Origin of the sequence: Acinetobacter amyesii, assembly GCF_023499985.1 — a bacterium.
Taxonomy (GTDB): Bacteria; Pseudomonadota; Gammaproteobacteria; order Pseudomonadales; family Moraxellaceae; genus Acinetobacter; species Acinetobacter amyesii.
On record NZ_JAMCOU010000039.1, the window covers coordinates 251,230 to 272,052 of the forward strand.

Genomic DNA, 20,823 nt, shown 5'->3' on the forward strand with positions numbered 1-20,823 from the left:
CTTACATTTTAAGCTTCAAGAGTAATCAAGTTACGACCTTGCATTTCTGTTGGTACAGGAATGTGCATAAGCGTTAACATTGTCGGCGCTACGTCAGCCAAAACACCACCTTCTGCAATTGTTGCATTGGTCGGACCAACATAGATAAATGGCACAAGTTCAGTGGTATGTTGAGTATGCACCTGACCACTTTGGTAATCCTGCATTTGCTCTACGTTACCATGATCGGCGGTCACGAGCATGTGACCTTTATTTGCCATCACAGCTTCATATACACGACCTAGGCACGTGTCTACGGCTTCAACTGCTTTCACTGCTGCATCAAACACACCAGTATGGCCAACCATATCACCATTGGCATAGTTCACAACCAGTAAGTCGTACTCACCTGAGTTAATTGCGGCAACCAACTCATCAGTGACTTCATAAGCACTCATTTCTGGTTTTAAGTCATAAGTCGCAACGTTTGGTGATGGAATTAAAATACGTTTTTCACCCGGATATTCATCTTCACGACCACCACTGAAGAAGAAAGTCACGTGTGCATATTTTTCAGTTTCAGCAATACGCAGTTGTGTTTTACCCAAATTAGACAGGTATTCACCAATCGAGTTATGCAGCGCTTCTGGCATATAAGCCACAGGTGCATCAATTGTTGCTTGGTAACGTGTCAACATGACAAATTTTGATAAAGCGGGAACCACTTTACGTTCAAAACCTGCAAAATCTTTTTCCACAAAAGCTTTGGTAATTTCACGCGCACGGTCAGCACGGAAGTTCATGAAGACAACGCTATCACCATCTTGGATCGGTGCTAAATCACCAATACGCGTCGCTTTCACAAATTCATCTGATTCTTCAGCAGCATAAGCCTGCTCTAGACCTTCAACAGCAGTCGCTGCTGTACGCACTGCTTCACCTTCAGTTAAAAGACGATAGGCTTGCTCAACACGATCCCAACGGTTGTCACGATCCATTGCAAAGTAGCGACCAATCATGGTGGCAATACGACCTTGACCCGGATACTGAGCAAACAGCGCATCTAACTTTTCAAGCGAAGGTTGTGCGCTTTTTGGCGGCGTATCACGACCATCAAGGAATGCATGAAGATAAACTTTTGCACCGCGTTTTAATGCCAATTCAGCCATCGCGACAATGTGATCTTCATGTGAATGCACACCACCTTCAGACAACAAGCCCATAATATGTACAGCACGGTTTGCAGCTTTGGCTTTTTCAACCGCATCGACTAATACGTCATGTTCAAAGAAGGCACCGGTACGAATATCTTTGGTAATACGAGTAAAGTCTTGATACAGCACACGTCCTGCACCAAGGTTCATGTGGCCCACTTCAGAGTTACCCATTTGACCATCAGGTAAACCAACGTCTTCGCCAGAGCCTGAAATCAATCCATGCGGATGCTTTTCCTGCATTGCAGTCAAGTTAGGTCGTTTTGCTGCTAAAAAGGCATTGTCCTCGACCGCTTCGCGATGACCCACACCATCCATAATTACCAATACGTGTGGGATTTTGCCAGCAGTTGCATCCGTCATAATGAACACTCTTTCGTTTATAAATTAATCATACTATCTTACCGAATTTTCGGTGAAGACTCTATGTGACAACCATGGTTTATCTAGGTCATCAACATTGTTTTACTCAATCTTGCATGCACTTAACGTGCGCGGTGCAGCAGATAGCCACCCGCTACAAACATCAAAATAATTGGTATAAAGACGAACCATGCAGGCGATGGTGCGTACACCAAACTTGCATAACCTAAGAAATCTTGTAAGTAGTAAAAGCCCAGTCCAGCAAATAAGGCAATCACCAAGCGGAAACCCATCGACTGTTGACGTAAAGGTCCAAAAATAAAAGAACACGCGATCACCACCAAGGCAATTAAAGCAAAGGGTGAACCAAACTTTTGCCAAAACGCCAATTGGTAAGTCTTCGGGACTTGGCTATATTCATGCATATAGCTCATAAAGCTCACCAATTGACTCGGTGATAGGTCTTCAGGATCAATGGTAACCATATGCACATATTTGGGTTGCAAGGCCAATGAAAGCGGCTGTTCAGCATTTTGCTTCGCTACAGCATCACCCGTCGCTAATAGATCCACTTGGGTTGAATTTTGTAGCGACCAAGAGCCATTTTGGACAAAATTCCCTTGCTCAGCATCCAAAGTGCCTCGCAAACGATATTTTTCATCAAAATCAACAACCTGAACATCTTTAATTTGACCTTGCGAATTGGCATAGTCAATATAAATAAAGCGCTGACCTTCACGCGACCAATAGCCTTTGACTTCACCCAACTCAGCCGCAGTGCGGTGACTTTTGACGCTTTTGGCTTGTTCATTAGTATAGGGAATGACCCATTCGCTTAATGCAAAGGATAAAACCACCAAAATGAGTGCCGAACGAATCACCCAGCCTACAATCCGCCAAAGGCTGATGCCGACCGAACGCATGACAATCAATTCACTGTTTGAAGCTAGAGTCCCTAAACCCAGTACCGCGCCAATCAAGGCTGAAATCGGTAAAATTTCATATAAATAATTCGGTGAACTCCATAACACATACTGCAAAGCATTCCATGCGTTATAGCCTTCTTTCAGCGAGCCCAATTCACCTAAATAAGTAAAAAGCACTTGTAAGCCAGCCAATACCGCTGTCGCACCAAGCATGGCTAAAGCAGTAGTTTTGGTCACATGTTTTGCAACTATACGACGTGCCAACATTTTAAGACCTCACTCGCTGAATTTGTTTCTTAATTTTGGGCGCTAATTTTTGTTTACGCGAGAATAATGCTGCTGCAATACCGTAAATCACTAAGACCAGTGGATAAGCCCAAATCCCCATTTCATCTTTACTGATCCGCGTTTTGATCGCCATTAAAGCCACGATTAAACTGGCAAAAATAAGTAAGGCTGGGAACAGTTTTAGGTAACGCCCTTGACGAGGACTGACCTCAGACAAAGCGGTGGCAAGCAATAACGCCACCAAAATAGCGAACGGCACAAAAATTCGCCAACCGAGTTCACTGGCAACCACAGGATCATGACGGTTATCCCATAACTTCGAGGTTGGCAAAGCTTCTACTTCGGTACTTTCAAATTTTGCTTCTTTATCATTTTCTAAACGTAAACGATAGTTTTGGAATTCAGCTTGAGAATAGCGCGGTTGTCCCGGATAGATTTCGTAACGGCGACCTTCAACTAAATCAACGACATTGGCATTATCATTGGGCACTTCGACGCGGGTCGCTTCTTTTGCCAAAATAATGACATCAGGCTTACCCTCCTTTTCTGCACGCTGATAGAAGAAAATATCTTTTAAGTTTTTACGGTCTTCTGACAAGTCGCCTGCATAAATAGTATAGGGCCCAGAGGAAATAAACTCTTTCGGTCGAACCAAGTCAAAGCCTGTTCGTACTGCTTGTGAAGTCGTTAATGCTTCAAACTGACGGATGCCCCAAGGCGACGCCCACAGCATCAAAAATGCTTGAACAGCCATAAAGACCACGGTCATCGGCACCAATAAACGTGACAATTGATTTCGACTGACACCACTACCATTGAGCACAGCCATTTCATGATCGACATACAGACGACCAAAGACCAACATCAGACCAATAAAGAAACCGAGCGGAAGAATTAAGGTTAAAAACTCAGGCAAACGGTAGCCAATGATGCTAAATAAAATACTTGCATCTAAACGACCCTGCGCCGCCACACCAAAGTACTTGATCAAACGACCACCCATCATGATCAAGGTCAATAAGGCAATCACAACCAGTGATGTCGACACCACTTGCTTGACCAGATAACGCCGAATAATCAAATTAATTCTTCCAAAAATAGGGCCAATAAAAACTAGCGTTAGTTTACCCGAATGTAGAAAATATAAAACCTATACCCTTGTTGCTCATTGAAACTCTATTCATATAAATGTTTCAATGGTTTAATGGTTTATAAATTTAAAAAGGCATAAATACCGCACATGAAACTTTCTATTAATACGTCATTCCAAGCGAATGCGTCCAGCCAATATTTGTTGATATTAGTAGATTCTGAGCACGTTACAAATGCAGCTACTTCATATCAAATCAATGATTTAGATAATTTAATTGAAGCAACTCAATTTAAAGCAGCACTCAATGAAAGCCTGCCTTTGGTGGCGAACATTGCCGCTTGTCGCAATAGCGCTCTTTTAGGCCTCGGCAAAGTTGCTGAATTACAAGTCAATAAATTTGCAAAAATTGCACAAACTATTATTAAAGCGTCACAAAAAAAATTCAAACAGATCAGTGTCGATATCTCTGCCCTACCACAAGAACAACATTATTTATTTGCACTTAGCCTGACGCAAGCGGCTTATGCATTTGATGAATACAAGTCTAAGAAAAATGAATTTGTTTTGGAGCAGATCCATTTAATCGCTGCTGAAAGTCCATTAACCACTGCACAGCTTGAATTAATTTCTGCAGTGCAATCAGGTCAAAGTTTTACTCGTGACTTAGGTAACCGTCCGGGCAATATCTGTTTTCCTGAATATTTAGCCGAACAAGCTCAAGCACTTGCAGCTGAATTCCCAGATCAACTCAAAGTGACTGTACTCGATGAACAGCAAATGGCTGATCTCGGTATGGGTGCTTTCCTTGCTGTGAGTAAAGGTTCTGACCGTCCAGGCCGTATTATTACCATCGAATACCTTTCAAATCGTGAAGAAGCCCCTGTAGTGCTTGTTGGTAAAGGCGTGACTTTTGATACTGGTGGTATCTCACTTAAACCAGGTGCGGGCATGGACGAAATGAAATTCGACATGTGCGGTTCTGCATCAGTTTTGGGTACCATCCGTGCGCTGTGTGAAGCGAAATTACCAATTCATGTTGTCGGCGCAATTGCTGCTGCAGAAAATATGCCGTCTGGTCATGCCACTCGCCCGGGTGACATCGTGACAACCATGAGCGGTCAAACCGTTGAAATTTTAAATACCGATGCCGAAGGTCGTTTGGTTCTGTGCGATACCTTGACCTATGTAAAACGCTTTAATCCTGCACTGGTGATTGATATTGCAACCCTCACTGGTGCATGTGTTGTGGCATTAGGTTCAGTCCTTACTGGTATGTTCACTCCGGATGATGAACTTGCGGCTGAATTGACTGCTGCGGGTCAACACAGCTTTGACCGCGTATGGCGTATGCCAGTGATTGAAGATTATCAAGAACAACTTGATTCTCCATTTGCAGATATTGCCAACATTGGCGGTCCAAAAGCAGGTTCTGTAACAGCCGCATGTTTCCTTCAACGCTTTACGCGTGAATACCGTTGGGCGCATTTAGACATTGCGGGTACTGCATGGAACTCAGGTGCAAATAAAGGCGCAACAGGTCGTCCTGTGCCATTATTAATGCAATTCTTAGCGAATCGTGCTCAAGCGAATGGCTAAAGTTAGCTTTTATTTATTTGAAAAAAGTCCTGAACGACAAGTCGAAAGCACTTGTCGTTTATGCCGTAAGATCCTGCGTCAGCCTGTACGTATTTGGCTACATTGTGCTGACCCAGACTTACAGCAACAACTTGATGAACGCCTGTGGAGTTTCGATCACACAGGTTTCATTCCCCATGGTATCGATCAACCCGAGGCAACGGTCTGTATTTCTGCCCAATTGCCTGAGCAAGCCGACTGGATTGTGTTTAATTTTAACGATCAAGCACTTGAACAGTTCGCAAGTTTTAGTCACATTATCGAAATTATTGAAAATAACGAACCCGCTAAAATTATCGGGCGTGAAAAATATAAACAATATCGACGTTTGGGCGTTCAACCACAGACCCATAAACTTTAACGTGATATTGGTTTTACCCTATTTACAAGGAGATGCACCATGGCATTGAATGTCGGTCCAGACTTTAAACAGCGCTGGTTAAAAGTACCTGAAGCTATTCGTCAGACCTTTATTGATGACCTTGGTCGCGTTTGCGATGTACTCAATCCCAGTACAGACATTCAACAATGGCTGGTCAATGACCAACAGCAACAGCAAGTGTCTTTTGACAAAATTGAGTCTGCCTATGCAGATTTAAAAGCACAGTTGATAGAAGATGCTCGTATTCGTAAACAATTGGCTTTAGAAAAAGCCTTAGAAGAAAAACGTGAAGCTGAACAGGCCTATGCAGAACAACTGAAACGTGACGAAGAGTTACGCTTTGCTGCACAAACTCAAGCGCTCACCATGATGCAGCATAATCTTAATCGTGAAGTACAACACTATGCCGCTCGCTATCATAAAAATCCTGAAACGGGTTTAGCGGGATTAAGCCAAAGCTTATCGGTCAGCGAAGGACAAATGTTGTCAGAACTTGAAAGTGTACGCGTGCGCTTGGAACTTGAGGCAGAAACGCAAATCGAAATGGCAGTCAGTGATTTCCGTGCAAAATTGAAAGCTGCCGCACAAGAGGAAATTGACTATATCTTAGAAAACTCCAATTTTTCGACAGAATCTACATCGTCCCAAGCATCTTAAGCCGTCCATCGAAATCTGGTCACTGTCATTAAACTGACATGTATTTGCAACATGATGTTCATATGGCTCAAGCATTGTCCCTCAGAACACAATGCTTCAGGCATCCTAAAAATATAATCATGCATCCAGATGGGAATTCAATATGGACATCATTCACCAGATTACCCAGAAAATATCCTCTCTATCTGCTGGAGAACAATGGGACATTCGTGCCAAAGATCTTTGGCTGAGTCATTCAGACTTTCACAGTATTTCGGTGTATCTCAGCCGTGAATCAGAAAAAGGTGGTTTTAGCATTCAGCAACTGCCCCAGAGCTCGATTTTTCAAACCCTTGATGTAGTGACCGTTACAAAACACTAAGTGGTCATCTACTCCATAAAAAAAGCCCACAACTGTGGGCTTTTTTTATGTCTAAGTTTGGCTTAGACCAAATCTGCAACTGCAGAAACGGTATGTCCTAGGAAATAACCGATACCGAGTAATAATCCAATCCAGATGAAACCACCTAGCACGTTATAGAACATAAATGTGCCAAGGTTCATGCGTGCAGATCCAGCAGCAAAAGGCGCAAAAGAACGTACAAAGGGTACAAAGCGTGCGACTAAAATCGTTTTACCACCATGCTTCATAAAGTATTTATTGGTTTTGACCATATATTCGGGCTTAAAGTAACGTGTGTGCTTATTAAAGTACTTAATGCCTAGCACGCTGCCCGTGTAGTAATTGACGCAGTAGCCCAAGACCGATGCGACAAATAACAGCAGCCCCATAGTGTGTAAATGCACCACTTCCGTCGTTGAGCATAATGCGCCGATGGCAAGCAACAGGCTGTCTCCTGGCAGGAAGAACATAAATACTGAACCCGTTTCTGAAAATATCACCAGAAATAAAATGGCATAAATCCACACACCATAATTTTCCAATAACATGGGTAACCACTGTTCCAGATTCAGTAAGAAATCAATCATTATCACCTGTCTGATTATTCATCATATATGTCATACCGCGACGCATTATCACCAAAAATAAAAAAACAGTCTAATTTTTCAATCAGACTGTTTGGTTTTCTTCGGTATCAACTTATTTCAAGAAGCCATTTTCAGCGAGAAAATCTAAGCTAATTTTAGATTGCGCTGTGGTCTCAGCGGCTTTATCGCCGAGCAATAAACGCTCAATATAACGTGCTAAAACATCCACTTCCAAGTTCACTTTCGCCCCAGCTTTCCACGTACCGATATTGGTTCGTTCAGCCGTGTGCGGAATTAAATTTAAGCTCAGCACATTGCCACGTAAATGGTTAATTGTCAGGCTAATACCATCCACGGTCACAGAGCCTTTTTCCGCTAAATAGCGTGCAATTTCTTTCGGTGCGGTAACTTCAAAATAAATTGAACGTGCATCTGAACGAACTTGAGTGATTTCACCCACTGCATCGACATGACCACTGACAATATGTCCACCAAAACGCGTGGTCGGCAACATGGCTTTTTCCACATTTACTGCCTGCCCTGCTTTCCAGTGTTCCAAAGTGGTCCGATTTAAACTTTCACGTGATACATCAGCTGCATACCAATTGCTACCAAAGTCAATCACGGTTAAGCAAATGCCATTGGTGGCAATCGAGTCCCCCAAATGCACATCCGACATGTCTAAATCTGTCTGGATACGCAAGCGGACATCGCCACCCACGTTTTGAATGCTTTCAACTTTACCTAGACTTTCAATAATGCCTGTAAACATGTTCAATCCCTGAAAAATATGGGGCGATGATTTTTACCACAAATCAAGTTGCGTGCTCACGCCAGAGGTATCGACACCACCTAATTCTGCAAAATGGTGCAATTGACTCAACAACTGACGGATTGGTGGACCTGATTTGGCATGCGTATCCGTGATGACAATAAACTCTAGTACGCGTGCACGTTCAGACTGACGCTGCTTACTCACGCGGTAACGTGGTACATCTTGCGTCAATAAGCTTACTCGGCCACGTTTTAAATTGGCTTGTAACAAATCTGTGGCGCTGATATTACCATCGGTTGAATAGCTCGTCAGGATGTAACGTGCATTGATGGTTTCTAATAATTTTTCATAAGCTTCTTTCGCATGCTTCGAAGAATTATATGGACTTGGACGTTCTTTACGCCATGCACGATCGATTCCGCTCTTAAAACCCTTGGTGTCTGGTGTTGGTAAATCCACCTGATCCCATAACGTTAAGGCATTCAACACATGGTAGTTACTGCTATAAGCATGTTGGTTATATGGTGGATCGAGATAAGCCACATCTACTTCAAAGCCGCTCATTTGATTGGCCAAATGCTGTGCGTCGACACACCACATTTCAGCGGCGGGTTTTTTCGGATCACCAATTTCACAAAAACGACTTGGGGTCAGCCATAACAATGAACCGATACGATCTAAGGCTGCTTGGGTTTTACCGCCCCAACCATGATGGAAACTTTTAAATACACCGCTGGTATTGCTGACAAAACTTGCTGAATACAATAACGGCGCTAACAAAGCACTCATTTCCACATCATCAATCGCGCCTTGAGCTTGCCAAGTTGCAATTTGCTGACGAATCGCATCGATACGCATACCGTTACGGCGTTTAAAGAATAAACGGTCACGTGCCGGATCGTAGATTTCATCATTACGTGGACACAAGTTATGGGTCACCCAACCTTTCACTTCTGGCAAACGGTTCAGATAATCAATCGCTTTCTGATAGCCACCCAACTCTTTAAACGCAGGTGCTTCAACGCAAGAGAGAATCGCGCTGTTCAAGGCATGGCTGTATGGTTCCCAGTCATTGGCAATAACACGATAGCCGTTTTGACGTGCCAACCGTGATACCACACCTGAACCTGCAAAAAAGTCAGCAAATATCGGCGCACGACCATCTTCGCGTTTTAAGGTTCCCGTTTGCTCAAGTGCTTCTAAAATCAGATGTAATAGACGGCGTTTGTTTCCCAAATAAGGAACCAACTGATGGAAAAGATATTCGTCTGTGGTACGAGCCGCATGACGACGTTTGTGATAAACCGTAGACTCTGAATTCATAGCGTCTCTTGAGAAGGGATTAACCTTAAGCGAATGTCATCACCCAATTGAGTGACATCTTTCAGCTTAAATCGAAGCTGCTCTGCCATGCGGTCAAATTCCGCATTAAACATCGCACGTGCTGACTGACCCAACAAGGTCGGTGCAACATAACTGATCATTTCATCGATCAAATGTTCTTGTAAGAAAGCGGTCGAAAGTGTCGCACCGGCTTCCACAAGTACATCATAAATTTGGAACTGTTGAACGCATGCTGCTAACAGATCGGCCAAAGGCTGAATTTCAAATTGTACCACGCCCAAGTCAGCAAGTTCCTGACGATATGGCCCCATGACCATCACGGTTTCAGGTTGCTGCAATATTTTTGCAGTTAATGGCAAGCGGCCTTGGCGATCTAGCACGATACGTTTCGGCTGAACCACGCTACGCATATCAACAGCATCATCGAGCTGACGTACGTTGAGTAAGCAATCATCGGCTAATACTGTTTCAATCCCAGTAATCACAGCACCTGATATCGCACGCCAATGCTGTACATCTTGTCGCGCCATCGAACCGGTTATCCACTTAGACTCACCCGAGGCCATGGCAGTACGCCCATCCAGGCTCGATGCAACTTTGAGGCGGACATAAGGCATACCTGTCGCCATGGCTTTTAAAAAGCCCAAGTTCAATTGATGCGCTTCTGCTTCACAAATACCTGTAATCACTTCAATGCCAGCATCACGTAGGATTTGTACACCTTTACCCGCAACCAATGGGTTGGGATCGGGACATGCCACAACGACTTGAGCGACACCTGCTTCTACCAAGCCTTTGGCACAAGGTGGCGTACGTCCATAGTGTGCACAAGGCTCCAAAGTCACATAAGCGGTTGCGCCACGAGCGGCCTCACCTGCATCACGCATTGCAAAGACTTCTGCATGCGGCTGACCCGCTTTGGGATGAAAGCCTTCACCAACCAATTGACCGTCTTTGACAATCACACAGCCCACATTGGGATTGGGACGAGTGCTGTATTGCCCCTGCTGTGCCAATGCAACTGCACGCCGCATCCACTGTTGATGCTGCTGCAAAGTCACTTGATCTAACTCAGACATGTAATCACTCATGATAAAAATGGAAGCAGATGTGCATTAGTGCTCACGCTGCTGCATTTGCTCAATTTGACGACGAAAAGCTTCTACATCTTGAAAGTCTTGATACACAGAAGCAAAACGTACATAAGCCACATGATCTAAAGCAAACAAAGACTGCATAACAATTTCACCAATAGTGCGTGATTTCACGTCACGTTCACCCAAACGGCGAATTTGCAATTGAATATCACTGAGTACCGTTTCAATTTGCTCTTGCGTTACTGGACGCTTTTGCAAGGCATGCATCAGCGAGCGGCGGAGCTTGGCCTCATCAAAAGGTTCGCTCTTTGAATCAGACTTGATGACACGCGGCATCACCACTTCATAGCTTTCAAAAGTTGTAAAACGTTCACCGCAACTAATACATTCACGGCGGCGGCGTATCTGACAGCCTTCAGCAGCAAGACGTGAGTCAATCACTTTACTGTCTTCAGCGTTGCAAAATGGACAATGCATAGCGGTTAAATTGAACAAATCCGAATGGATTTAGAGTGTAGCAAAATTTTTGAAATTTGTAGAGCTTTACGCTAGATATGGAAAAAAAACAGCCCTTTTGGGCTGTTTTACACAATATATTGATTTACTGAAATCTTATTATTCTACACGTTCACCATGTTGACTTAAGTCTAGACCCATACGTTCGTCATCAGCTTCAACACGGATGCCAATCACCAGATCAATCACTTTCAAGATAATGAACGTCATCACTGCAGAGTAAGCGATGGTCGCTAGTACGCCTTCGACTTGAACCCATAATTGATGCATTAAGTTGCTTGGTGCTTTATCACCCATGATGAATTCACTGGCAAAGAATGCTGTAAGGATCGCACCCACGATACCACCGACACCATGTAAACCAAACGCATCCAAAGAATCATCCGCTTTCAACGCACGTTTCAGCGCAGTAATACCCCAGAAGCAAACCACACCACCGATCAGACCCATCGCTAAAGCGCCGCCAACTGTTACGAAACCTGCCGCAGGTGTAATCACCACAAGACCAGCTACCGCACCAGAAGCACCGCCCAAGACAGACGCTTTACCACGAACCACTTTTTCAGTAATTAACCATGCCACTGCTGCTGCCGCTGCTGCAACTTGTGTTACCACCAATGCATAACCAGCTGAACCATTTGCACCCAGTGCAGAACCACCGTTGAAACCGAACCAACCTACCCATACAAGGCTTGCACCGATGACAGTTAGCGTTAGGTTATGTGGCGCCATAGATTCACGGCCAAGCCCCATACGTTTACCAAGCATGTACGCTGCAACGAGACCCGCAACACCCGAGTTGATGTGAACAACCGTACCACCCGCAAAATCAAGCGCACCGTCGTTACCTAACCAACCACCGCCCCATACCCAGTGGGTAATTGGTGCATAAACCACGACGCTCCAAATTGCGATGAAGGCAACGAAAGCACCGAATTTCATACGTTCTGCAATTGAACCGCTAATAATGGCAACGGTAATGATGGCAAATGTCATTTGGAAAATAACAAAAAGAATCTCTGGAATCGTACCGGACAAGGCTTCTGTGGTGATGCCCGATAACATAAATTTGTCTAAGCTACCGATAAAGGCATTACCTTCACCAAATGCTAAGGTATAACCCACAATCACCCACGTTAAGCTCACGACACCTGCCGCAACGAAACTGTGTGCCATGGTGCTGAGTACATTTTTCTTACGGACCATACCGCCGTAAAATAATGCTAAACCGGGAATTGTCATGAGTAAAACAAGTGCAGTGGACACTAAAATCCATGCTGTATCACCTGTATCGAGCTTAGGCTCTTCTTCTGCAGGTGCTGGCGCTGCTTCAACTGGAACTGCAGCTTCTGTTGTATTTAGCGTTGTTGTATTTGCAGTATCAACTACTGTGACTTCTTCTGTAGGTGCTGTTGCGCTTTCTTCAGCCCACGCAACAGAACCACCTAAAAGTGCACTGGACAAGCCGAGTGCAATTAGCATCTTTTTCATTCGTATCCCCCGACCTGATTTTCTGAGTTATTAGCTACTCAGCAAACTTCATGCCAATTTTTTAAACGGCATCTGCACCTGTTTCACCAGTACGGATACGGATGACTTGTTCCAGATTGCTTACAAAAATTTTACCGTCGCCAATTTTTCCTGTGCTTGCAACACGAGTAATTGATTCAATTACGGTATCGACCATTTCATCACTGATTGCGATTTCGATTTTTACTTTTGGTAAGAAATCAACCACATATTCAGCACCACGATAAAGTTCAGTGTGACCTTTCTGGCGACCGAAGCCTTTAACTTCAGTGACAGTGATCCCTTGAACACCATTTTCAGAGAGTGCTTCACGCACGTCATCTAATTTAAAAGGTTTTACAATTGCAGTTACGAGCTTCATGTTTTGTTTTCCTTCGGCTTATTTCACCTGTAAGGTTTTATGTTCAATTTTCATGCCAATATGACTACAGTCGGGGGAAAATAGTCAGCCCAGCATGAGATTTCTTTATAACCTATTTTATACGGATAATCTTGCGTATGCTTATAAAAATAGACGTTTTTACTAGAAGAATTACGATTTAACTGATCGATTAAACGCATATTTAAATGAAAGCACTATGGTCATGAATGTGGCGATGTTAAACTGCTGCAACCAATTCACTGAGGATGGTCACAACAATGATTGAAACCTTATTACAAGCGATATTAGAACAAATCGATCAGCCGAAAAAAGACGTCGAACATAATCTTCGCAGCTTACTCAATGAAGCTGTGAGCAAAATGGATCTCGTATCTAAAGAAGAAATCGAACGCCAACGTACTGCACTGAATAATGCCAATTTACGTTTAAATGAATTGTTGAAACACGTCGAAGAACTCGAACAAAAAATTCAGAACAAAAAATAAGCACCTTTTTAGTGCAACAAAAGACGCATAACGATTAAAAATAATGCACCATAACGGAACAATAATATGTCTTTTGCCAAAATCTATACTCGGGGTTTGCTCGGCTTAAATGCACCCCAAATTGAAGTTGAAGTCCATGTCAGCCAAGGTCTGCCTTCATTGACCATTGTTGGCCTACCTGAGGCCGCCGTCCGTGAAAGTAAAGACCGTGTCCGCTCTGCGATTATTAATAGCGGCTTTCAGTTCCCAACCAAACGTCTGACCATTAATCTTGCACCCGCAGATTTACCCAAAGATGGTTCACGTTTAGATCTCGCTATTGCTTTAGGGATTCTGATCGCGTCGGGACAACTTCCTGAAAATGCAGCAGATGGTTTTGAATTTATTGGAGAATTGGCACTTGATGGTTATTTACGACCTGTCAGTGGCATCTTAAGTATAGCCATTGCCTGTCAGCATATCGGGCATCATCTGATTCTACCGGCACTCAATGCCGATGAAGCGGCGCAACTGCCGGAGTTCCAAGTTTTTCCTGCACAGCATCTTAAGGATGTATGTGAACATTTAAGTCGTTCGGCCTTAATCAGTAGCCATCCCTCGACATCGTCAGCCAATCAACACAGTTACCCTTTTGATTTATCTGATGTGAAAGGTCAACTCAGACCACGTCGTGCTTTAGAAATTGCAGCGGCTGGCGGTCATTCTCTACTATTTCGGGGTCCACCGGGCACAGGCAAAACGCTTCTCGCCTCGCGTTTGCCCAGTATTCTGCCCCCCTTAGATATGCAAGAAAATTTGCAAGTCGCGAGTATTTATTCCATTGCAGGTGCAAATCATCATTTTGGGCAGCGTCCATTTCGTGCGCCACACCATACCGCATCTGCGATTGCCCTCGTCGGTGGAGGATCAAATCCTAAACCGGGTGAAATCACCTTGGCACATTTAGGAGTTTTATTTTTAGATGAGCTGCCTGAATTTGATCGAAAGGTTTTGGAGGTGTTACGGCAACCACTCGAATCCAAAGAAATTGTGATTTCACGGGCTTCTCGTCAAATCACCTTCCCTGCAAATTTTCAACTGATTGCGGCAATGAATCCTTGTCCATGCGGCTATGCCTTTAACCAAGACAGCCGCTGTCAATGTAGTGCTGAAAGTATTAAACGCTATCAAAACCGTATTTCAGGTCCATTATTAGATCGTATTGACTTACATATAGATGTCCCGCCACTGGCAGCACATGAATTACAAAGTTCACAAGAGGTTGAAAGTTCAAGTACGGTTAGGCATCGTGTCATTCAAGCTTATGCGTTACAAATAGAGCGTCAGCAAAAATCCAATATGGCGCTCACGCCGACGCAATTGGAGCAACAGGCGGTTTTGGATGCTACTGCACAGAATATTTTACAGTTAGCCCAGCAGCGAATGAATTTATCTGCACGTGCTTATCATCGGGTATTACGTGTTGCCAGAACCATTGCCGACTTGGCTCAAAGTGAACACATTCAAGCTCAACACGTTTCTGAAGCACTGTCCTATCGAAGCCAACTCAATGCTTAAACAAATGGCGACCCTAGGTCGCCATTTTTAATGCTTTTTAAAATTAGAATTCGTATTTCAAGCCAAATACGACTTTATTCTTTTGTTTTTCATCCAGACGGTCATAACCACCCACGATATAATCCATATTTACGCTCGCGCCTGTGTCACCCAATGGATGGCTTAAACCTGCTGTAAAATGACGGAAGCCAAAGTCTTCAGTGGTTTCTACAAATTCGTCATCATCACCATATGCATATAGGCCCAATGAAGTATTTAGGGTGAAATCTTTTGGCAATGCATAGCTGTAGCTACCTAAGATATACGTATCGCCCTTGTTACCCCAAGTCGTATTTTGCGTTAAGGTTTGCGCAGTTACGCTAAAGTCTTTGTAGTTCAAACCTAAAAGTGTTTCGAAACCATCTGAATCAACATCCGATTCATAGTAGTAATAATACGTACCACCAACTGTATAACCTAAATCTTCAGTAATTTTGCCTTTATAACCTGCATAAAAGTCATGTTCAAAAGAATCACGTCCTTCTTCACCAAGTGCATAATCTAAAGTTGAACCCCAGTACCCAGCATAGAAGCCTGACGCATGGCTATAGTCCAAACCACCTTGAATAGTTGCGCCGCTATTTTCAGGCACATTGGTAATACCACGTAAATTATAGCTAGACAGTACGCCGATATTTCCGGATACAGAATGCTCAGAAGCAGGTGCTTCAGCAAAAGTAAACGTCGATGCTGCTCCTAGTACAGCGATTGATAAAGCTTTAAGTGCAAATTTCATGGTTTGTTCCCCCACATCGTGCGACGACGTATTTTTTGGTTATTTCGTTGAACTCAATGAGGTATTAGCAAGCGCTGTGCCATGTTTAAAAATAAGCGCATATTTTTTTTATAAATGTCTCGATTTTGGCTTACCAGAAACCAATATATTACTGTTTTTATTTATTATTTTTTAAGCATCCTATTTAATTTTTTTCTCTACATTTTTTTTAGAATGCAGATTGTCAACTATTCAGATTATTTAAATCTTCGGGTTGATAGTTGTAACAGGATTTTAAAAATGCGCTTTTTTGAGTATATTTTTTCAACACCGATCTCAAAAATGCATAAAAAAAATGCACAATCACCATTATGCACTTTCAAGAATATGACCGAATACGATCAACTCGTTATTGTTAGAAAGAATAGGTCAATCCAACCACAACGTTATCGTCTAATTGCTCGCCTTCACGATCTTTACCGCCCCATACATAGTCAGCAGCAATTTCAAATCCAGTATCTGCAATCGGTTTACTCAAGCCCAAACGTGCTTCAGTGAACACCACATCTTCTGTGGTTGTTAATAGGCTGTCATCACGACTGTCATTAAAAACAGAAACACCAAGCGATGAATTTAATGAAACATCATAAGGTAATGCATAGCTATAAGTAGCATTCAGATATACATCACCTGCGTTGCCATAATTAACATCAGACAACAATACAGCCATGCTTGCAGTTAAATCTTTATAACTTATGTCCTGAATAAATTCGACGCCTGTCGTGCGACGCTTTTCAGATCGGTCGTCGTTATAAACAGAACCTCCACCTTGATAGACATAAGCCATCACTTGTGACTTATAGCTCCAATCTTCATTCAGTTCACGTCCATATCCGACATAGAAATCATGTTCAAAACCATGCGACTGACTGTCGTCCGTAGGATCATAGTTGAGTGTAGAACCCCAATAGCCCGCGAACAGCCCACTGTTGTGTGCATATTCAAGTCCGGCTTGTAATGCCGCTTGATCATTTTCTTCACTCGCACGGTACACATATTTGTTTACCACGCCCAGACTTCCAGACCAATTCCCTTGTGCAGTTGTGGCTTGTTCAGTTTGTTCTGCAAATGCAGGGACTGTACCTAGGGTCACTAAAATACTTAAAATTGCTTTTTTATAAAATTGAATCATGTTTAGTCCCCACATCGGATCGATCGTGGATTGGGTTGAGTAAAATTTAGCGCCGATTTTAATCGATTTTACCGCCCTGTATAGCCCCTTTTTTCTTATTTTGATAAATTAAATCATTTAAAAACAAAGGTAAGATTATATAAAACAGTAAAAACCAAGCTTTTGATTCATAAAATATCTTTTATCCAATTCGAGTATTTAAAAATAATTTAATTCCTTCATTCATATGTATTTATCACGGTTTATATCACCTTTTTTTAATTGTATTTTTATGGAAGATATTACTTACTACAGAGCCATGTTTTACGATCTATTTTTGAAAAACAAGCCAAGATTGCTTGCTTTGACTGGACATAGAAATCACCCCCCTCAACTATTTTTATAATTTTCGATCAAAAGCCAACTTTGTATTCAGCACAAAATGGCGATAAGAATGATAATAAATCAGCAAGTTAAATGAAAGTTTTTTACCATTTTTTATATTTTTTTATGATAAGTAATGAATAAACTTCTCTTTAGATTGATATATATTCAATTTAAATAAACTATTTGTTAAACAACAATAACATACGAAAAATTTGCTTATTACAGATTGACCAATGATCTGGCCATTTTCTAACTTTAGTGTAATAAGCGCATTAAAAATAGTGATTTTTTTAAGAAAAAATATACAATCGCACTACATATTAACCAAATTTGCATGAGGCTCTCTCCCAATGCTTAAAGCTCAACAACTAACACTTGCAGTCTTAGTAAACGCTGCTCTTATTTCTACTGCTTTTGCTAGCGAACAAAGTGAATCTAAAGGCTTTGTGGAAGATGCCGAAGGCTCTGTATTGTTCCGTACAGGTTACATCAAACGTGATAAGAAAAATGGTGTAGATGACACTAGCTCACTGGCACAAACTGCGATTGTGAAATTAGATTCAGGCTTCACTCAAGGTGTTGTTGGCTTTGGTGTAGGTGTTGTTGGTGATGGTTCATTTAAAATCGGTGACAACAACAATGCCGGCAACAACATGATTCCTCGTGAAACGTTGAATGGCAAAGAAAACTCTGGTGATACTTATGATCATTGGGCTCGTGGTGGCGCGAACGTAAAAGCACGTATTTCAAATACAACTGTGACTTATGGTACTCAAGTTCTAGATCTACCTGTACTTGCAAGTAACACAGCTCGTTTGGTTCCTGAATATTTTGAAGGTGTGTTAGCAACAAGCCGTGAAATTAATGGTTTAGAACTGACAGCGGGTAAATTCACTAAAAACCAATACTCAGACCAAATTGATACAGATGGTCGTAAATTAGACCGCGCAATTGTTTGGGGTGCTAAATACAAATTTAATGATCAGCTTAATGCGTCATACTACGGTTTAGACAGCAAAGAAGCGCTTGAGCGCCATTATGCAAATGTGAACTATACCTACCCATTAGCAAACAAAGATACATTAACTTTTGACTTTAGTGGTTACCATACAGAATGGGACAAAGAAGGTAGTACTTATTCACAAATCGTTGCAGATGACTCAGATCGTCAAAACTCGATTTGGGCGGTTTCAGGTACGTATAACACGGGTAACCATAACGTAATGTTGGCTTACCAACAAAACAGTGGCAACACTGGTTATGACTATGGCGAAAATGCTGATGGCGGTCAAAGTATCTACCTACCAAACTCTTATCTATCTGACTTCATCGGTAATGATGAAAAATCTGCTCAGGTTCAATACACATATAACTTTGCGGGTATGAATGTTCCTGGTTTAACTTGGACAACTGCATTTGTATATGGTTGGGACATCAAAGTTGCTGGCTTAACTGACGATGCACAAGAACGCGAATTCTTTAACCAAGTGAAATATACTGTTCAATCTGGTTTTGCCAAAGATGCAAGCTTACGTGTTCGTCACTCATACTACCGTGCTAGCGATGATTACCAAACAAATGCTTATATCGGTGATACAAACGAATGGCGTTTATTCTTAGACATTCCTGTGAAATTATTTTAATTTCGCAGCTACTCTAAGATAGCGAAAAAAAAACCTGCACAGTGTGCAGGTTTTTTTATGAGCATCGTTTTCATATAACAACGATGCTCAGCTTAAAACAATATTATTTGTTCGCAGCTTTGTAAGCTTCAATTGAGCTAAGTACTTCTTGTTTAGCAACATCAGCACCTTCCCAACCACTTAACTTAACCCATTTACCAGGCTCTAAGTCTTTGTAGTGTTGGAAGAAATGTTCAATTTGATTGATCAATAATGCAGGAAGATCTGTATATTCTTGAACATCTTTATAAAGCGGAGTCAATTTGTCGTGTGGAACAGCAACGAGTTTTGCGTCAACACCACCGTCATCTTCCATGTTCAATTTACCAACAGGACGGCAACGAATTACAGAACCTGGTTCTACTGGATGTGGAGTTACCACAAGTACGTCTAGTGGGTCACCATCCAAAGATAATGTATTTGGAACATAACCATAGTTCGCTGGGTAGAACATTGCAGTACCCATGAAACGGTCTACAAATAACGCATCAGAATCTTTATCGATTTCGTATTTGATTGGTGCTGCATTTGCAGGAATTTCAATAATGACATAGATGTCGTTTGGTGCATCTTTACCCGCTGGGATATTGCTGTAGCTCATAGCATCACTCTTTAAACAAAGTTAAATCTTTTAATCCGGCACAATTATAACGGTTTTATCGCTTTTTTTGTGATTTTAGCGATCATGCTGATAATTTAATCATCAAGCAGAACATTTAGCTTAATTTAATAACCAATAACATCAGGCAAATCGGGCATAACATCGACAAGGTCCAAATGATTGAACGTAAAGTTGCCCAATTGGCTAAATAACATAGCCCATAAATGACGCGTAAAACGAGATAGGCAATCCCAAAGGTCATGATGTATTGTTGATGAATCACCATATATTCAGCCATTAATATAGCCGCAATAAATAAAGGTAAACTTTCAAAACTATTTTGCTGCACTGCATGTGCGCGGCTCGCCAACCCTGTAGAGCGCGCTAAAACTTCACGTGGATTTTGATTATCACTCGACTTAAAACCTGCAGCTCGCTTCGCAATAAATGTAAATACATATGGCAGTAAACAAGCGGCCAAAATGAGATAGATGATCCCACTGATGCTGTGCATGTGTTTTTTCTCAGGAAGATTTTTATGGCTGCTATAATACCATGGCATTTCGTGAATAATTTTTGTTAAATATAGTGTTTTTATAATCGGCAGATGAAAGGATCCTCTATGAGTACTTCTGATCAAGATCAATTATTTGAAGTTCTTGAAGAGCAAAAACGCCATCAGCTTCGCGTCGATCGTGTTTTAAAAATTGTCATTCCTGTGACTGCATTTTTACTTGCTGTGATCTGTGCCAACTTAAATGTATGGTCGACTGTTTTCAGCTTTGTCATAATGTGGATTGCATTCTATGCAGTTTCCATCAAGCAACTTCCCCTTTGGCATTGGGTCATTGTCATTGCACTATATTGTTTAGTCGACAATATTTTAACCTATGGCAGCTATAACCAATCTGGCTTTAGTCGTCAGTTCGGCGCGATGTTTATCTTCTTAGGTGTTTTTGGAGTAGGACGTCGCTACTTTGATCGCTGGTCGATGAATAAAGGCAAGCTTTAATGATCTAAATTAAGAGCGATAAAA

General features: G+C 42.1%; 22 protein-coding genes. 8 read left to right on the forward strand and 14 right to left on the reverse strand.

The window, feature by feature from the left end; all coding sequences use genetic code 11:
• Nucleotides 1–8: 8 nt before the first annotated feature.
• The 3 genes from gpmI to lptF form a co-directional block, all read right to left on the reverse strand.
• Entirely contained in the window at nt 9–1,556 is a 1,548-nt protein-coding gene (gene gpmI, locus M5F03_RS16405; RefSeq protein WP_180064891.1) for a 2,3-bisphosphoglycerate-independent phosphoglycerate mutase, read from the reverse strand.
• Nucleotides 1,557–1,678: 122 nt separating this feature from the next.
• Nucleotides 1,679–2,749, reverse strand: a complete 1,071-nt coding sequence (gene lptG / locus M5F03_RS16410) for an LPS export ABC transporter permease LptG (RefSeq protein WP_180077180.1) — start codon at nt 2,747–2,749, stop codon at nt 1,679–1,681.
• Between the two features lies 1 nt (nt 2,750).
• Nucleotides 2,751–3,851, reverse strand: a complete 1,101-nt coding sequence (gene lptF / locus M5F03_RS16415) for an LPS export ABC transporter permease LptF (RefSeq protein ID WP_180039927.1) — start codon at nt 3,849–3,851, stop codon at nt 2,751–2,753.
• 159 nt (nt 3,852–4,010) lie between these two features.
• On the opposite strand from lptF, the gene M5F03_RS16420 reads away from it, so the two are divergent.
• From M5F03_RS16420 to M5F03_RS16435, 4 genes are all read left to right on the forward strand, one after another.
• Nucleotides 4,011–5,459, forward strand: a complete 1,449-nt coding sequence (locus M5F03_RS16420; protein WP_180126987.1) for a leucyl aminopeptidase — start codon at nt 4,011–4,013, stop codon at nt 5,457–5,459.
• Complete coding sequence (locus M5F03_RS16425; protein ID WP_078192594.1) at nt 5,452–5,859, forward strand: DNA polymerase III subunit chi; 408 nt, start codon at nt 5,452–5,454, stop codon at nt 5,857–5,859. The genes M5F03_RS16420 and M5F03_RS16425 overlap by 8 nt, the downstream gene beginning before the upstream one ends.
• Before the next feature lie 39 nt (nt 5,860–5,898).
• Nucleotides 5,899–6,537, forward strand: a complete 639-nt coding sequence (gene blhA / locus M5F03_RS16430) for a cell division protein BlhA (protein ID WP_180008068.1) — start codon at nt 5,899–5,901, stop codon at nt 6,535–6,537.
• 142 nt (nt 6,538–6,679) lie between these two features.
• Nucleotides 6,680–6,898 (forward strand): hypothetical protein, encoded by a 219-nt coding sequence (locus tag M5F03_RS16435; protein WP_111884847.1) that lies wholly within the window; start codon nt 6,680–6,682, stop codon nt 6,896–6,898.
• Nucleotides 6,899–6,960: 62 nt separating this feature from the next.
• On the opposite strand, the gene M5F03_RS16440 is transcribed toward M5F03_RS16435, so the two are convergent.
• From M5F03_RS16440 to glnK, 7 genes are all read right to left on the reverse strand, one after another.
• The gene (locus M5F03_RS16440) at nt 6,961–7,506 is read right to left on the reverse strand and encodes a VTT domain-containing protein (protein WP_078192597.1); all 546 of its coding nucleotides are present in this window, start codon (nt 7,504–7,506) and stop codon (nt 6,961–6,963) included.
• Between the two features lie 112 nt (nt 7,507–7,618).
• Nucleotides 7,619–8,278 carry a riboflavin synthase gene (locus M5F03_RS16445; RefSeq protein WP_078192598.1) on the reverse strand — a complete coding sequence of 220 codons (660 nt, stop codon included), beginning with the start codon at nt 8,276–8,278 and terminating at the stop codon, nt 7,619–7,621.
• Between the two features lie 33 nt (nt 8,279–8,311).
• Entirely contained in the window at nt 8,312–9,604 is a 1,293-nt protein-coding gene (locus M5F03_RS16450) for a DNA adenine methylase (protein ID WP_078189462.1), read from the reverse strand.
• Nucleotides 9,601–10,704 carry a bifunctional diaminohydroxyphosphoribosylaminopyrimidine deaminase/5-amino-6-(5-phosphoribosylamino)uracil reductase RibD gene (gene ribD / locus M5F03_RS16455; protein ID WP_249708913.1) on the reverse strand — a complete coding sequence of 368 codons (1,104 nt, stop codon included), beginning with the start codon at nt 10,702–10,704 and terminating at the stop codon, nt 9,601–9,603. The genes M5F03_RS16450 and ribD overlap by 4 nt, the downstream gene beginning before the upstream one ends.
• Nucleotides 10,705–10,740: 36 nt before the next feature.
• Nucleotides 10,741–11,199: a transcriptional regulator NrdR gene (gene nrdR, locus M5F03_RS16460; protein WP_067763170.1), complete on the reverse strand. Its 459-nt coding sequence runs from the start codon at nt 11,197–11,199 to the stop codon at nt 10,741–10,743.
• Between the two features lie 138 nt (nt 11,200–11,337).
• Complete coding sequence (locus M5F03_RS16465) at nt 11,338–12,729, reverse strand: ammonium transporter (protein WP_078189464.1); 1,392 nt, start codon at nt 12,727–12,729, stop codon at nt 11,338–11,340.
• 61 nt (nt 12,730–12,790) lie between these two features.
• On the reverse strand, nt 12,791–13,129 hold the full coding sequence (gene glnK, locus M5F03_RS16470; RefSeq protein WP_067763174.1) for a P-II family nitrogen regulator: 339 nt from the start codon (nt 13,127–13,129) through the stop codon (nt 12,791–12,793).
• Nucleotides 13,130–13,407: 278 nt separating this feature from the next.
• Here glnK and M5F03_RS16475 point away from each other — a divergent pair, with 278 nt between their 5' ends.
• Together M5F03_RS16475 and M5F03_RS16480 are read left to right on the forward strand one after the other, a co-directional pair.
• Nucleotides 13,408–13,635, forward strand: a complete 228-nt coding sequence (locus tag M5F03_RS16475; protein ID WP_078189551.1) for an accessory factor UbiK family protein — start codon at nt 13,408–13,410, stop codon at nt 13,633–13,635.
• Between the two features lie 66 nt (nt 13,636–13,701).
• Nucleotides 13,702–15,192, forward strand: a complete 1,491-nt coding sequence (locus M5F03_RS16480; RefSeq protein ID WP_249708914.1) for a YifB family Mg chelatase-like AAA ATPase — start codon at nt 13,702–13,704, stop codon at nt 15,190–15,192.
• A gap of 43 nt (nt 15,193–15,235) precedes the next feature.
• On the opposite strand, the gene M5F03_RS16485 is transcribed toward M5F03_RS16480, so the two are convergent.
• Entirely contained in the window at nt 15,236–15,967 is a 732-nt protein-coding gene (locus M5F03_RS16485) for a TorF family putative porin (protein ID WP_249708915.1), read from the reverse strand.
• A 394-nt stretch (nt 15,968–16,361) separates the two neighbouring features.
• Nucleotides 16,362–17,138: a TorF family putative porin gene (locus M5F03_RS16490; protein WP_078192603.1), complete on the reverse strand. Its 777-nt coding sequence runs from the start codon at nt 17,136–17,138 to the stop codon at nt 16,362–16,364.
• A 716-nt stretch (nt 17,139–17,854) separates the two neighbouring features.
• Here M5F03_RS16490 and M5F03_RS16495 point away from each other — a divergent pair.
• Nucleotides 17,855–19,147, forward strand: coding sequence for an OprD family outer membrane porin (locus tag M5F03_RS16495; protein ID WP_180084509.1), 1,293 nt, complete (start codon nt 17,855–17,857; stop codon nt 19,145–19,147).
• Between the two features lie 103 nt (nt 19,148–19,250).
• Here the strand turns inward: M5F03_RS16495 and ppa are convergent, their stop codons facing one another.
• Entirely contained in the window at nt 19,251–19,787 is a 537-nt protein-coding gene (ppa, locus tag M5F03_RS16500; RefSeq protein WP_078189469.1) for an inorganic diphosphatase, read from the reverse strand.
• 115 nt (nt 19,788–19,902) lie between these two features.
• Nucleotides 19,903–20,301, reverse strand: a complete 399-nt coding sequence (locus M5F03_RS16505; RefSeq protein WP_078189470.1) for an MAPEG family protein — start codon at nt 20,299–20,301, stop codon at nt 19,903–19,905.
• A 108-nt stretch (nt 20,302–20,409) separates the two neighbouring features.
• Here M5F03_RS16505 and M5F03_RS16510 point away from each other — a divergent pair, with 108 nt between their 5' ends.
• A complete protein-coding gene (locus tag M5F03_RS16510; RefSeq protein ID WP_078189471.1) occupies nt 20,410–20,799 on the forward strand; it encodes a hypothetical protein in 390 nt (129 codons plus the stop codon).
• Nucleotides 20,800–20,823 lie beyond the last annotated feature (24 nt).

Excerpts from the sequence above, each read along its gene's own strand:
- ppa (WP_078189469.1), bottom strand. The coding sequence starts at position 19,787 with ATGAGCTACAGCAATATCCCAGCGGGTAAAGATGCACCAAACGACATC.
- glnK (WP_067763174.1), bottom strand. The coding sequence starts at position 13,129 with ATGAAGCTCGTAACTGCAATTGTAAAACCTTTTAAATTAGATGACGTG.
- lptG (WP_180077180.1), bottom strand. The coding sequence starts at position 2,749 with ATGTTGGCACGTCGTATAGTTGCAAAACATGTGACCAAAACTACTGCT.
- blhA (WP_180008068.1), top strand. The coding sequence starts at position 5,899 with ATGGCATTGAATGTCGGTCCAGACTTTAAACAGCGCTGGTTAAAAGTA.
- M5F03_RS16450 (WP_078189462.1), bottom strand. The coding sequence starts at position 9,604 with ATGAATTCAGAGTCTACGGTTTATCACAAACGTCGTCATGCGGCTCGT.
- nrdR (WP_067763170.1), bottom strand. The coding sequence starts at position 11,199 with ATGCATTGTCCATTTTGCAACGCTGAAGACAGTAAAGTGATTGACTCA.
- M5F03_RS16445 (WP_078192598.1), bottom strand. The coding sequence starts at position 8,278 with ATGTTTACAGGCATTATTGAAAGTCTAGGTAAAGTTGAAAGCATTCAA.
- M5F03_RS16425 (WP_078192594.1), top strand. The coding sequence starts at position 5,452 with ATGGCTAAAGTTAGCTTTTATTTATTTGAAAAAAGTCCTGAACGACAA.
- M5F03_RS16440 (WP_078192597.1), bottom strand. The coding sequence starts at position 7,506 with ATGATTGATTTCTTACTGAATCTGGAACAGTGGTTACCCATGTTATTG.
- M5F03_RS16495 (WP_180084509.1), top strand. The coding sequence starts at position 17,855 with ATGCTTAAAGCTCAACAACTAACACTTGCAGTCTTAGTAAACGCTGCT.
- M5F03_RS16490 (WP_078192603.1), bottom strand. The coding sequence starts at position 17,138 with ATGATTCAATTTTATAAAAAAGCAATTTTAAGTATTTTAGTGACCCTA.
- M5F03_RS16475 (WP_078189551.1), top strand. The coding sequence starts at position 13,408 with ATGATTGAAACCTTATTACAAGCGATATTAGAACAAATCGATCAGCCG.
- M5F03_RS16510 (WP_078189471.1), top strand. The coding sequence starts at position 20,410 with ATGAGTACTTCTGATCAAGATCAATTATTTGAAGTTCTTGAAGAGCAA.
- M5F03_RS16465 (WP_078189464.1), bottom strand. The coding sequence starts at position 12,729 with ATGAAAAAGATGCTAATTGCACTCGGCTTGTCCAGTGCACTTTTAGGT.
- M5F03_RS16480 (WP_249708914.1), top strand. The coding sequence starts at position 13,702 with ATGTCTTTTGCCAAAATCTATACTCGGGGTTTGCTCGGCTTAAATGCA.
- M5F03_RS16485 (WP_249708915.1), bottom strand. The coding sequence starts at position 15,967 with ATGAAATTTGCACTTAAAGCTTTATCAATCGCTGTACTAGGAGCAGCA.
- ribD (WP_249708913.1), bottom strand. The coding sequence starts at position 10,704 with ATGTCTGAGTTAGATCAAGTGACTTTGCAGCAGCATCAACAGTGGATG.
- M5F03_RS16420 (WP_180126987.1), top strand. The coding sequence starts at position 4,011 with ATGAAACTTTCTATTAATACGTCATTCCAAGCGAATGCGTCCAGCCAA.
- M5F03_RS16505 (WP_078189470.1), bottom strand. The coding sequence starts at position 20,301 with ATGCACAGCATCAGTGGGATCATCTATCTCATTTTGGCCGCTTGTTTA.
- M5F03_RS16435 (WP_111884847.1), top strand. The coding sequence starts at position 6,680 with ATGGACATCATTCACCAGATTACCCAGAAAATATCCTCTCTATCTGCT.
- gpmI (WP_180064891.1), bottom strand. The coding sequence starts at position 1,556 with ATGACGGATGCAACTGCTGGCAAAATCCCACACGTATTGGTAATTATG.